Below are 12,343 nucleotides of genomic sequence, written 5' to 3'. Positions count from 1 at the left end.
CCTCGCGTCCCGGCCATCACGCCTCGTTCCCGCGCCGCAGCCGGCGTCGGGCGGGCTCGGGATCGACCTGCTCCGGATCGTCGTCCGGGCCCTCCCCGCCGAGATCGGCGGTGCCCACCTCGTTGCGCTCGGCCCGGCTGATGATCTGCCGGTCCTCCAGGTCGTCGGGCACCTCATCGTCGCCGGTGAGATACCAGCTCCGGTACGCCACGGCGAGCAGGAACGCGGTCAACCCGAAGGTGATCACGATGGAGGTCAGCACCATGGCCTGCGACAGCGGGTCGCTCATCCGGTCCACCGGGCCGGTGCCGACGATCGGTGCCCCACCGGACCGACCGCCCAGCAGGATCAGCAGGTTGACCCCGTTACCGATCAGGATCACGCCGAGCAGGATCCGGGTCAGACTGCGCTCCAGCAGCAGGATCACCCCGCAACCGACCAGCACTCCGACGGCGAGCACCAGCACCAGCACGGGCCCGGCGCCGCTGGTGGTCATGACCTGTCCCCCTTGTCGACGGCGAGCCCGCCGGTGGCGGCTCCGGTCGCCTCGATGTGCCGGTCCACCTCGGCTCCGAGGCTGCGCAGGATGTCCAGCACCAGCCCGATCACGACCAGGTACACGCCGATGTCGAAGAAGAGCGAGGTGACCAGGTGCGCGTCGCCGACCAGCGGTAGGGACCGGTCGACCTTGGCGCTCTCCAGCACCGATCCCCCGGCCAGCAGCGCCACCACGCCGGTACCCACCGACAGGGCCAGCCCGGCCCCGAGGACCGTGCCGGCGCCGACCGGTGCGGCCTCGGCCAGCTCGTACCGGCCGCCGGCCAGGTAGCGGACCACCAGGGCGAGCCCCGCCACCAGCCCGCCGGCGAAGCCACCGCCCGGCGCGTTGTGCCCGGAGAAGAGCAGGAACAGGGAGAACAGCACCACGGTGTGGAAGATCAGCCGGATGATCACCTCCAGCACGATGGAGCGGCGCTCCTCGTACAGCGTGGGTCCGCCGCGCAGCCACACCGACCGGTCGGTCTGATCCGGCGGGCCCGCCGACTCCGCCCGGCGCGGCCGGGGCCCGGTGCGGGACCGCTCGAAGATCAGGCTGGCGACTCCGGTCGCCGCCACCACCAGCACGGCCAGCTCACCCATGGTGTCCCAGGCCCGGATGTCGACCAGGGTCACGTTGACCACGTTGCGGCCGTACCCCTGGGCCACCGACAGGTCCGGAAAATCGGTGGAGATGTCCGGCGCCCGGCGGGCGCCGGCGGCGACGAGGGCCAGCCCGGCGGCCACCACGCCCACCGTCACCCCGATCGCCCGGCGGGCCCACCGGCTGCGGCGCAGCGGACGGGCCGAGAACCGGTTGGGCAGGCGGCGCAGCACCAGCACGAAGACGGCGATGGTCGCGGTCTCCACCAGGAACTGCGTGAGCGCGAGGTCGGGCGCGCCGTGCAGGACGAACAGCATGGCGCTGCCGTAGCCGGTCACCCCCACCAGCAGCATCGCGGTCAGCCGGCGGCGGGCTCGGACCGCCAGCACCGCGGCCACCCCGATCACCAGCACGACCACCGGTTGCAGCGGGGTGTCCCAGAGCGGGACCCGGGCCCGCCACGGGCCGACGGCGAGCATCGCCCCGCCGGGCAGCAGCACCAGGACGACCAGGATGATGCCCAGATACTGCGGCAGGGAGCCGCGCTGGGTCGCTCCGGTGACCTCGATGGCCATCCGGTCGAACCGGCCCACGATCCACTCGTAGCCCTGGTTGCCGCTGACCGGCCAGCGGAGCCGGGCCAGCACCGGAGCGAGCGGCCCGCGCAGCGCGAAGAGCAGGCCGCCGCCGGCGAGCGCCAACACGGACAGGCCGAGCGCCGAGGTCGGTCCGGACCACAGCACGAGGTGCGCGTGCACCCCGCCGAGCAGATCGGCGTACGGGCGCAGGAGGCCGTCCAGCACGCCGGCGGCCGGGCCGGCGAGCAGACTGACGCCGGCCAGCACGGCCGGTGGGACCAGCAGCGACCCGGCGATCGGGCCCGCCTGGACCGGCTCCACACCGGGCCGGTCGGCGAACGCGCCCCAGACGAAGCGGGCGCTGTACGCGACGGTGAGCACCGTCCCGGCGACCAAACCGGCGAGGAGCACCGGCCGGTCGGTGAACGCCGCGAACACCGCCTCCTTCGCCACGAAGCCGACCAACGGCGGCACGCCGGCCATCGACGCCGCAGCCAGCACCGCGACCACGAACAGCGGTCGGGACCAGTGCCGCAGCCCGGACAGCTCGCGCAGGTCGCGGGTGCCGGCGCCGTGATCGATGACGCCGACGACCAGGAACAGCGCCGCCTTGAACAGCGCGTGCGCCAGCAGCATCGCCGTACCGGCCAGCGCGGCGTCCGGCGTGCCGGACCCGGTCACCACGACCAGCAGACCGAGCTGGCTGACCGTCCCGTACGCCAGCAACAGCTTCAGGTCGGTCTGCCGCAGCGCCGCCCAGCCCCCGACCAGCATGGTGGCCAGGCCGGCGACCTGCACCACGGGCCGCCAGGGCCCGACCACGGCCAGCACCGGCGCGAGCAGCCCGACCAGGTAGACGCCGGCCTTGACCATGGCGGCCGCGTGCAGGTACGCGCTGACCGGGGTGGGCGCCGCCATCGCGACCGGCAGCCACGAGCTGAACGGCAGCACCGCCGACTTGGACAGCGCGCCGGCCAGAATCAGCAGCACGGCGGTGACCAGGTAACCGCCGCCGGGCAGCGGCTGTGCGGAGATATCCGACCAGCGGTAGCTGCCCGCGTGCTCGCCGAGCAGGATGAACCCGACCAGCATGGCCAGCCCGCCCAGCGTGGTGACGGTCAGCGCCTGCGCCGCCGCCCACCGGCTGGACCGCCGTTCGGTGCTGTGCCCGATCAGCAGGTACGAGAAGATCGTGGTCAGCTCCCACCCGACGTAGAGCAGCAGCAGGTCGTCGGCGAAGACCAGGACGAGCATCGCGCCGGCGAAGGCGACCAGGACCGCGGCGAACTGCGCCAGCCCGGTCGAGCCGGCGGCGAAGTACCGGGCGCAGTAGACGAGCACCAGCGCGCCGATGCCGCCGATCAGCAGGGTCATCAGCCAGGACAGCGTGGTGAGCCGCAACGCGATGTCGAGGCCCAACTGCCGGATCCACGGGTACGTCTCGACCACCGCCCCGCCGTCGCCGACGGCCGGGGTGCGGGCCACCGCCCAGCCGAACGCGGCGGCCGGCGCCAGCGCCAACGGGTAGCACGCACGCGGACCCCACCACCGGACGAACAGCGGCGCGACGAGGGCCGCCACGAGATGGAGGATGAGCAGTACCAGCACCCGCGCTCCCGGTCGAGGTGGCCGACGCCCGCACAGCGGTGGCGCCGAGGGCGTGTTTCAGAGGTGCCGGTCGAGCCGAACCGGAGTCCAGGCGTCGTCCGGCAAGGCGGAGGGTGTCCGGATACCGGTGTTGCATCCGGACATTGCGACAACGCCGCCGGGCGGCGCCTGGGCCCGGCGCAGACCGGCCAGCACTTCTGAAACACGCCCCACAGCGATCAGACGCCAGTTCGTCGCCCATCGGGCCGTTTTGCCGGAATTCGTCCGCCTTGCGGTGGTGAGCGCGTGACCGGCGGGATGCGGCGGCGTCAGCGCAGCAGGGCGTCCCCGACGGGCAGCGCGTCGTCGGGCACGGGGCGGTCGCGGCGCAGCTCGGCCAGCAGGTCGACGCGGCCGAGCTGGCGGGCGACCTTGTCGACCACCCGCTCCGCGGCGGCCAGCGACCGCACCGAGAGCAGCCGGCCGCGGCTCTCCCGGCGCAGCACGAAGTAGTGGACGGCGGCGCGGACCTGGCCGCGGTCGGCGGCACTGGCCTGCGCGGTGGAGATGACCAACTCACGTAGGCAGCCGGCCAGGCGTTCGGCGAGCTCCAGCTCCGGCCCGTGCAGGCCGCCACGGAGCGTGGCCAGGTGGCTGTCGACCTTGCGGATCAGCACGTCGGTGCCGGGTTCGACATTCCGCTGCTCGCCGGCCATCCGATCCCCCCACCCCGGTTCGCGTTGCGAGTGAAGTTACTTTATGTTGCTCCTCACATGCAAGCAGTTAAGTGAGACTTAACGCATTAAGGGCGCATCTAGTGCTTATGCCTCTGACTCCGACACACTTCACCGCCGGCCGCTCGTGGTAGTCGTACCGGCGGGGCACGATGGACCGGTGACCGGCGCAGACGCAGACGAAGCCGGGGTGCTGGCCGGATTCGGCCCGGCCACCCGGGCCTGGTTCGACGCCGCCTTCGCCGCCCCCACCGCCGCCCAGGTGGGCGCCTGGCGATCGGTCGCCGCCGGCCGCAACGCCCTCGTGGTGGCGCCCACCGGTTCCGGCAAGACGCTCGCGGCCTTCCTCTGGTCCCTCGACCGGCTGGCCCGCGAGCCCGCCCCGGCCGAGGCCCGGCAGCGCTGCCGGGTGCTCTACGTCAGCCCACTCAAGGCGCTCGCCGTCGACGTCGAGCGCAACCTGCGCGGTCCGCTGGCCGGCATCCGGCAGGCGGCGACCCGGCTCGGCGTCGCCCCGCCCGACATCACCGTCGGCATGCGCACCGGCGACACCCCGGCCGACGAGCGACGAGCCTTCGCCCGCACCCCACCGGACATCCTCATCACCACGCCCGAGTCGCTGTTCCTGCTGCTCACCTCCGCCGCCCGGGAATCACTGCGCGGCATCCAGACGGTGATCGTCGACGAGGTGCACGCGGTGGCCGGCAGCAAGCGCGGCGCCCACCTCGCCCTCTCGCTGGAACGCCTCGACGAGCTGCTGCCCGCCCCGGCGCAGCGGATCGGCCTCTCCGCCACCGTCCGGCCGATCGACGCCTGCGCCCGGTTCCTCGGCGGGGCCCGGCCGGTCGACGTCGTGCAGCCGGCCACCGCGAAGACCATCGAGGTCAGCGTGCAGGTGCCGGTGGAGGACATGACCCGCCTGGACGAGCAGGAGCAGCCGCCGGAGGACGACCTCGGCGGTCCCGGGCCGCGCCGCGCCTCGATCTGGCCGGCCGTCGAGGAGCGGGTCTTCTCGCTGATCGGCGAGCACCGCTCGACCATCGTCTTCACCAACTCCCGGCGCAGCGCCGAACGACTCTGCGCGCGACTCAACGAGCTGGCCGCCGAGGAGGTGGCGGACGGCCCGGCCGGTTCGGGCCGCAACCGGCTCCCGGCGGAAGTGATGGCCCAGTCCGGCGCGGCCGCCGGCGCGGCGCCGGTGATCGCCCGAGCGCACCACGGCAGCGTCTCCCGGGAGGAGCGCAAGCACATCGAGGAGGCGCTCAAGTCCGGCCAGCTCCCGGCCGTGGTGGCCACCTCCAGCCTGGAGCTGGGCATCGACATGGGCGCGGTCGACCTGGTGGTGCAGATCGAGGCGCCGCCGAGCGTGGCCGCCGGCCTGCAACGCGTCGGCCGGGCCGGGCACCAGGTGGGCGCGGTCTCCCGCGGGGTGGTCTTCCCGAAGCACCGGGGCGACCTGCTCTCCTGCGCGGTGGTCGCCGAGCGGATGACCGACGGCGCGATCGAGGAGCTGCACTACCCGCGCAACCCGCTGGACGTGCTGGCCCAGCAGATCGTCGCTATGGTGGCACTGGAGCCGTGGCCGGTCGGGGACCTGGCCGTGCTGGTCCGCCGGGCCGCGCCCTTCGCCGAGCTGCCCGACTCCGCGCTGCACGCCGTGCTGGACATGCTCTCCGGCCGCTACCCGTCCACCGCCTTCGCCGAGCTGCGCCCCCGGCTGGTCTGGGACCGGGCCACCGACGTGCTCACCGGCCGCCCCGGCGCGCAGCGGCTCGCCGTGACCAGCGGTGGCACCATCCCCGACCGGGGCCTGTTCGGCGTGTTCCTGGCCGGCGCCGAGCGGGCCGCGCGGGTCGGCGAGCTGGACGAGGAGATGGTCTACGAGTCCAGGGTCGGCGACGTCTTCCTGCTCGGCTCCTCCTCCTGGCGTATCGAGGAGATCACCCCCGACCGGGTGCTGGTCTCGCCAGCCCCGGGGCAGGCTGCCCGGATGCCGTTCTGGAAGGGTGACCAGCTGGGCCGGCCGGTGGAGCTCGGCCGGGCCATCGGCGCCCGGGTGCGCACCCTGCTGCGGCAGAGCGACGAGGCGGCGCTGGCCACGTTGCGCGACGGCGGGCTGGACGACTGGGCCGCCGCCAACCTGATGGCGTACCTGCGCGAGCAGCGCGAGGCCACCCGTTCGCTGCCGGACGACCGCACCATCGTGGTGGAACGGTTCCGCGACGAGCTGGGCGACTGGCGGCTGGCCGTGCACAGCGTCCTCGGTGCCCGGGTCAACGGGCCGTGGGCCCTCGCGGTGGGCCGCCGGCTGGCCGAGCGGTACGGGGTGGACGCCCAGGTGATGCCCTCCGACGACGGCATCGTGGTGCGGCTGCCGGACACGGCCGAGGAGCCACCCGGCGCCGACGTGGTGGTCTTCGAGCCCGACGAGATCGCCCAGCTGGTGGAGGAATCGGTCGGCACCTCCGCGCTCTTCGCCGCCCGGTTCCGGGAGTGCGCCGCCCGGTCGCTGCTGCTGCCCCGCCGCGACCCGCGCCGCCGCCAGCCGCTCTGGCAGCAGCGGCAACGTGCCGCGCAGCTGCTCGACGTGGCCCGCGAGTACGCCGACTTCCCGGTCACCCTGGAGGCCGCCCGGGAGTGCCTCCAGGACGTCTTCGACCAGCCGGCGCTGGCCGGGCTGATGCGCGACCTGGCCGCCCGCAAGGTGCGGCTGGTCGAGGTGGAGACCAGCCAACCGTCCCCGTTCGCCCGGTCGCTGCTCTTCGGCTACGTCGGGGCGTTTCTCTACGAGGGCGACGCGCCACTCGCCGAGCGGCGCGCCGCCGCGCTCGCCCTGGACTCCACGCTGCTCGGTGAGTTGCTCGGCCGGGTCGATCTGCGCGAACTGCTCGACCCGACGGTCCTCACCGAGACCGAGCGGCAGCTACGTTGGCTGACCGAGCAGCGCCGCCCGCGCGACGCCGAGGACGTGGTCGAGCTGCTGCGGGTGCTCGGCGACCTGAGCGACGCCGAGCTGGCCGAGCGGGGCGCACCGGAGACCTGGCTGACCGAGCTGGAGGCCGCCCGCCGGGTGCTGCGGGTCCGGATCGCCGGCGAGCAGCGTTGGGTGGGCATCGAGGACGCCGCCCGGCTGCGCGACGCGCTCGGCGTGGCGCTGCCGGTCGGGGTGGCCGAGGCGTACCTCGCCCCGGTGGCCGATCCGCTCGGCGACCTGGTCGCCCGCTACGCGCGCACCCACGGGCCGTTCGCCGCGGCGAGTTGCGCGGCCCGCTTCGGGCTCGGCGTGTTCGTGGTCGAGCAGACACTGCGCCGGCTGGGCGCCACCGGTCGGGTGGTGTCCGGGGAGTTCACCCCGGATTCCGCCGGCGCCCAGTGGTGCGACGCGGAGGTGCTGCGACTGCTGCGTCGCCGCTCGCTCGCGGCGCTGCGTCGGGAGATCGAGCCGGTGCCGCCCCGGGCGCTGGCCACGTTCCTGCCCCGCTGGCAGCAGGTCGGCTCGTCCGCCCGAGGGGTCGAGGCGCTCGCCGCAACGGTGGAGCAGTTGCAGGGCGCGGCGGTACCGGCGTCCGCGCTGGAGCGGCTGGTGCTGCCCGGCAGGGTCGCCGACTACTCCCCCGCCCAGCTCGACGAGCTGTGCGCCAGCGGGGAGGTGGTCTGGGCCGGGTCGGGGGCGATCTCCGGCGGCGACGGCTGGGTCACCCTGGCGTACGCGGACACCGCGCCGCTGCTGCTGCCCCCACCCGACGAGGCGCTGACCCGGACCCCGCTGCACGAGGCGGTGCTCGACGCGCTCGGCGACGGGCAGGCGCTGTTCTTCCGGCCGCTGGCCGACCGGGTGGGCTCGACCGACGACGCCGCGCTGACCGCGGCGATCTGGGACCTGGTCTGGGCCGGTCACCTCACCAACGACACCCTCGCCCCGCTGCGCGCGGTGCTCGGCGCCGGCGGAGCGCACCGCTCACGGCCGTCCGCGCCGCGCACCCGCTACCGGCGGCCCGGCCGGGTGGCGCTGCCCACCCGGGGTGGCCCGCCGACCGTCGCCGGTCGCTGGTCGCGGCTGCCGGAACGGGACCTCGACCCGACCCGGCGCGCCGCCGCTCTGGCCGACGTGCTGCTCGAGCGGCACGGGGTGGTCACCCGCGGCGCGGTCATGGCCGAGCAGGTGGTCGGCGGGTTCGCCGCGGTCTACCCGGTGCTGTCGGCGCTGGAGGAGCGCGGCGCGGCCCGCCGGGGCTATTTCGTGGAGGGGCTGGGCGCGGCGCAGTTCGCGGTGCCCGGCGCGGTGGACCGGCTGCGTGCGCTGGCCGAGCCGGCCGACGGGGCCCGGGCCCGGGGCGGGTCGGCGACGGTGCTCGCCGCCACCGACCCGGCCAACCCGTACGGCGCGGCGCTGCCCTGGCCGGACCGGGTGATCGACTCCGGCGACGGCGCCGCCCCGGCGACCGGGCATCGGGCCGGCCGCAAGGCTGGCGCGCTGGTGGTGCAGGTCGCCGGCGACCTGGTGCTCTACGTGGAACGCGGCGGCCGGACGCTGCTCTCCTTCACCGATGACGCCGACACGCTCGCCGCAGCCGGCAAGGCACTCGCCGACGCCGTCCACTCCGGAGCGTTGGGTGCGATGTCGGTGGAGCGTGCCGACGGTGAGGCGGTGCACTCCTCGCCGCTGCGCGACGCGCTGACCGCCGCCGGCTTCCGGGCCACCCCGCGCGGCCTGCGCCTACGCGGCTGACCCGGCGGAAGCACCCCACCCGCCGCACGGCCTACGCCCGGCGGACCGCACCCTCTTGCGCGTCATGCCTGTGAGGCATATCTATGACTCACAGGTATGACGCTCAGCAGACAGACATGCCCGCCGGCGCCACGGACTTGGTGCTCGGCCGAGGTTGGCGAGGACCTTCTCGTAGCGCGTACGGTCCGCGGCCGGGGTCTTCGCCTCGAGGTAGTTGAGCACCACCGCGCCGCGCCGGTACGACCGATGTATCACCAGGGCAGTCTGCCCAACCGCGCCCGGCGGCGGGAGTGGCCGGTCGGCCAGTGCCGTGTCCCATATCCGCCAGCCGCCGTCGACCGAGCGACGCGGGTACGCTCTTCGGCCGGCGGAGCAGACGGGGCGGCGCGGGAGGCGGGGACGTGGGTGGGTTCGAGGTGCGGGCGGTCGGCCCCGCCGAGCGGGCGGCGGTCGACGCGTTGCACGAACGCGAGTGGGGCGGCCCGTACGTCATCGCCCACGACACCCGGTACGACCTGCGTACCCTGCCGACACTGGTGGCGGTGGACGGCGCGGGCGTGGTGGTCGGTGCGCTGGCCCACCGGGCCAACGCCGACGGCCTGGAAGTGGTCAGCGTGGTCGCGGCCGTGCCCGGCGGCGGCGTCGGCACCGCGCTGCTGTCGGCGGCGACCGCGACGGCCGCCGCGGCGGGCCTGGCCCGGGTGTGGCTGATCACCACCAACGACAACCTGCGGGCGCTGCGGTTCTACCAGCGGCGCGGCATGCGGCTGGTCCGCGTGGACCGGGGCGCGGTGGACCGGGCCCGGCTGCTCAAACCGGAGATCCCGCTGGTGGGCGAGGACGGGATCCCGCTGCACGACGAGATGGTCCTCGAGCTGCGCATCGGAGCCGCGGGTCAGCCTCCCGACATGTCCGCCACGCCCTGGATCTCTGCGGTGGCCCCCGGTGACCTCCTGCGGGTCGCCGGCTGATATTCGACTGTGGAATGCTTCCCCGGTGGGTGAACACGTAGTTCCCGTGGCCTGTCCCTGCTGTGCCTCCCGGACCGGCGGCGGGACCTGCCCGGTCTGCTTCTGGACCGATGACGGTCAGTCCGACGCCGACGCCGACGCGGTCCGGGGCGGCCCCAACGGCGACCTGAGCCTCTCGCACGCCCGACTCAACTACGCCGTCTACGGCGCCAGCCACCCGCGCTACCAGGACATGGTGCGCCTGGCCCGCCCCGACGAGCGCCCGGACGGCGCCCGGCGGGGCTGAGTCCGGGTCAGCAGACCGGCACGGAGCCGCCGTACACGGCGGAGATGTACGCGTGGCTGACGTAGTGCCCGCTGGCCAGGCGGTTCCACCGGGTGGTGGTGCGGTAGGGGCCGGCCACCGACTGGCCGGTGACGTAGCACTGGATCGGCACGTTGGCGAACCGGGCGGCGAGGCCACGGATCGGGTACGACGTGCTGGCCCCGGTGCGGATGTTGAGCGGCTCGTCGCCGACCACCCCGCGCGGCCCGCCACCGGTCCACAGGTAGGCCACGTCCACCCAGGCGTTGGTGGTCAGCTGCAAGCCGTCCCAGAACGTGCCGTCGGCCAGGTCGATGCCGGCCGGGTTGAGCACCGTACGCCCGAACTGGTCCCGCCCGCCGTTGTAGCCGGACTGGTACGCGGCCTGTGCCTCGGGCCGACCCTGTGGCAGGTTCTTCCAGTTCTCCCGCACGGCCGACGGGTTCCAGTAGTCGTCGCGGGTGTTCCACGGCCCGACGTCCCAGACCGGCGCGTACTCACAGCGCGAGCCGGTGGTGGTGCAGACCCGCACGGTGTAGTCGCCGCTGTTGAGCGGGGAGAGCCCACGACGCGACGGCAGCGCCACGAAGTGGTCCTGTGGCTGCACCGTACGGCCGTTGGCGGTCAGCTCGCCGACCAGCCCGATCCGGGTGGCGTACACCCGGTAGGTGAGGCCGGGGGTGGCGGCGGAGACGGCGGCGGTCGCGTCGGCGGTGAGCTGGACACCGCGTACCGTCGCGGTGGCACCACCGGCCCACGCGGTGAGCACCACCCGGGTCTGCACCCGGCTGACCGGCCGGTCGAAGACCGCGCCGGCGGTGGCGCCCCGCCACTCGGTCCAGCCGCTGACCCGCCAGCCCCGGACCTGCGCCTCCACTGTGGCACCGGCGGGGACTGAGGCGGTGATCTCGGCGCGGACCCGGGTGGCCGGCCGGCTGAGGGTGCGCGGAGCGGTCAGCAGCATTCCCTCGGCGACCGCGCTGCGGCTGTGCCCGGCGGCCCGAGCCTCCCGCAGCCGGAGCCCGGCGGCGCTGCGCCGGACGTTGACGTCCCGGTCGACGACGGACAGGTCGGCGTTCCACCGTTCGCCGCCGGGGGCGGCGGCGGTGAGGGTCAGCGGCTGGCCGGCTGCGGGGGTGGCCGGGCTGGTGGCGGGCACGAGCGCGGCGGTGAGCGCGAGAGCCAGGGTGGGAACGAGGACGACGGAGCGAGGACGCCATCGGGGTCGTGTCATGGGCATTCTCCTCAGAACTCCCCGACCCTCGTATGTCGGGAGATCATGAGGAACCTGGGTACAAATGACGACACATGCCAATCTTGCTCGAAGGAGGGAAGATAGCGGGGTGCCCGAAGGCGACACCGTCTGGAACACCGCGCGCGTGCTGCACCGCGCGCTGGCTGGCGCGCGTCTCACCGGCAGTGATTTCCGGGTGCCCCAGTTGGCCACCACGGACCTCACCGGTTGGACCGTCCGCGAGTCGGCCAGCCGGGGCAAGCACCTGCTGCTCCGCCTCACCGCCCCGGACCCGAGCCGCGCCAATACCGGCGGGCCCACCGTGGGCGGGGCGCACTGGACGCTGCACTCGCACCTGCGAATGGACGGCGCCTGGCGGGCGTACGCGCCGGGGGAACGTTGGAGTGGCCGGCCGGCGCACCTGATCCGGGTGGTGCTGCGCAGCCCCGGGGCGGTCGCGGTCGGCTACCACCTGCACGAGCTGGTCCTGGTGCCCGCCGCAGAGGAGGACACCCTGGTCGGCCACCTCGGCCCCGACCTGCTCGGCCCCGACTGGGACCCGGCCGAGGCGGTCCGCCGGCTCGCCGCCCATCCTGAACAGACCATCGGCGAGGCGCTGCTGGACCAGCGCAACCTGGCCGGCGTCGGCAACCTCTACAAGTGCGAGGTGCTCTTCCTGCGCGGGGTGTCGCCGTGGACGCCGGTGCGTGCGGTGCCCGACCTGGCCGGCACGGTGGCCCTGGCGCAGCGGCTGCTCGCCGCCAACCGGGGCCGCTGGACGCAGAGCACCACCGGCTCGCTGCACCGGGGGAAGACCAGCTACGTGTACGGCCGCCGCGCTCAACCCTGTCGCCGCTGCGGCACCGCGATCCGCAAGCAGGAGCTGGGCGAACGTGTCACCTACTGGTGCCCGGTCTGCCAACCGGAGCACCAGGAGGCCCCTCCGCCCGCCTGACCACCCCACCTGGACCGAGGTCGCCCCAGATACGGACGATTGGGTAATTCCTAACCGGCCGCCGGAGTCGCATGCTGCGGTTGAGTGCTCACCGATCGTCAGAGTGCCGG

General features: G+C 74.3%; 8 protein-coding genes. 4 read left to right on the top strand and 4 right to left on the bottom strand.

Features of this window, described 5'->3' with window-relative positions:
• Window positions 1-16: 16 nt before the first annotated feature.
• The 3 genes from BUS84_RS31270 to BUS84_RS31260 form a co-directional block, all read right to left on the bottom strand.
• Window positions 17-496, bottom strand: coding sequence for a Na(+)/H(+) antiporter subunit C (locus BUS84_RS31270; protein ID WP_074317987.1), 480 nt, complete (start codon window positions 494-496; stop codon window positions 17-19).
• Window positions 493-3,327 carry a Na+/H+ antiporter subunit A gene (locus BUS84_RS31265; RefSeq protein WP_074317985.1) on the bottom strand — a complete coding sequence of 945 codons (2,835 nt, stop codon included), beginning with the start codon at window positions 3,325-3,327 and terminating at the stop codon, window positions 493-495. The genes BUS84_RS31270 and BUS84_RS31265 overlap by 4 nt, the downstream gene beginning before the upstream one ends.
• Window positions 3,328-3,635: 308 nt before the next feature.
• The gene (locus tag BUS84_RS31260; protein ID WP_074317983.1) at window positions 3,636-4,022 is read right to left on the bottom strand and encodes a hypothetical protein; all 387 of its coding nucleotides are present in this window, start codon (window positions 4,020-4,022) and stop codon (window positions 3,636-3,638) included.
• Window positions 4,023-4,200: 178 nt separating this feature from the next.
• On the opposite strand from BUS84_RS31260, the gene BUS84_RS31255 reads away from it, so the two are divergent.
• The 3 genes from BUS84_RS31255 (at window position 4,201) to BUS84_RS31245 (ending at window position 10,026) form a co-directional block, all read left to right on the top strand.
• Window positions 4,201-8,769 carry an ATP-dependent helicase gene (locus tag BUS84_RS31255; RefSeq protein WP_074317981.1) on the top strand — a complete coding sequence of 1,523 codons (4,569 nt, stop codon included), beginning with the start codon at window positions 4,201-4,203 and terminating at the stop codon, window positions 8,767-8,769.
• 401 nt (window positions 8,770-9,170) lie between these two features.
• Window positions 9,171-9,740 (top strand): GNAT family N-acetyltransferase, encoded by a 570-nt coding sequence (locus tag BUS84_RS31250; RefSeq protein ID WP_074317979.1) that lies wholly within the window; start codon window positions 9,171-9,173, stop codon window positions 9,738-9,740.
• A 25-nt stretch (window positions 9,741-9,765) separates the two neighbouring features.
• Window positions 9,766-10,026 (top strand): CPCC family cysteine-rich protein, encoded by a 261-nt coding sequence (locus tag BUS84_RS31245; RefSeq protein ID WP_074317977.1) that lies wholly within the window; start codon window positions 9,766-9,768, stop codon window positions 10,024-10,026.
• Between the two features lie 7 nt (window positions 10,027-10,033).
• On the opposite strand, the gene BUS84_RS31240 is transcribed toward BUS84_RS31245, so the two are convergent.
• Complete coding sequence (locus BUS84_RS31240) at window positions 10,034-11,278, bottom strand: hypothetical protein (RefSeq protein WP_074317976.1); 1,245 nt, start codon at window positions 11,276-11,278, stop codon at window positions 10,034-10,036.
• Between the two features lie 109 nt (window positions 11,279-11,387).
• On the opposite strand from BUS84_RS31240, the gene BUS84_RS31235 reads away from it, so the two are divergent.
• Window positions 11,388-12,233: a DNA-formamidopyrimidine glycosylase family protein gene (locus BUS84_RS31235; protein WP_074317974.1), complete on the top strand. Its 846-nt coding sequence runs from the start codon at window positions 11,388-11,390 to the stop codon at window positions 12,231-12,233.
• Window positions 12,234-12,343 lie beyond the last annotated feature (110 nt).

This window comes from Micromonospora cremea (genome assembly GCF_900143515.1).
GTDB lineage: Bacteria > Actinomycetota > Actinomycetes > Mycobacteriales > Micromonosporaceae > Micromonospora > Micromonospora cremea.
The sequence above is the reverse complement of the archived record's forward strand: the minus strand, read 5'-3'. Positions and strand labels throughout refer to the sequence as shown.

Coding starts and splice junctions, on each gene's coding strand:
- BUS84_RS31240 (WP_074317976.1), bottom strand. CDS start 11,278: ATGACACGACCCCGATGGCGTCCTCGCTCCGTCGTCCTCGTTCCCACC.
- BUS84_RS31260 (WP_074317983.1), bottom strand. CDS start 4,022: ATGGCCGGCGAGCAGCGGAATGTCGAACCCGGCACCGACGTGCTGATC.
- BUS84_RS31270 (WP_074317987.1), bottom strand. CDS start 496: ATGACCACCAGCGGCGCCGGGCCCGTGCTGGTGCTGGTGCTCGCCGTC.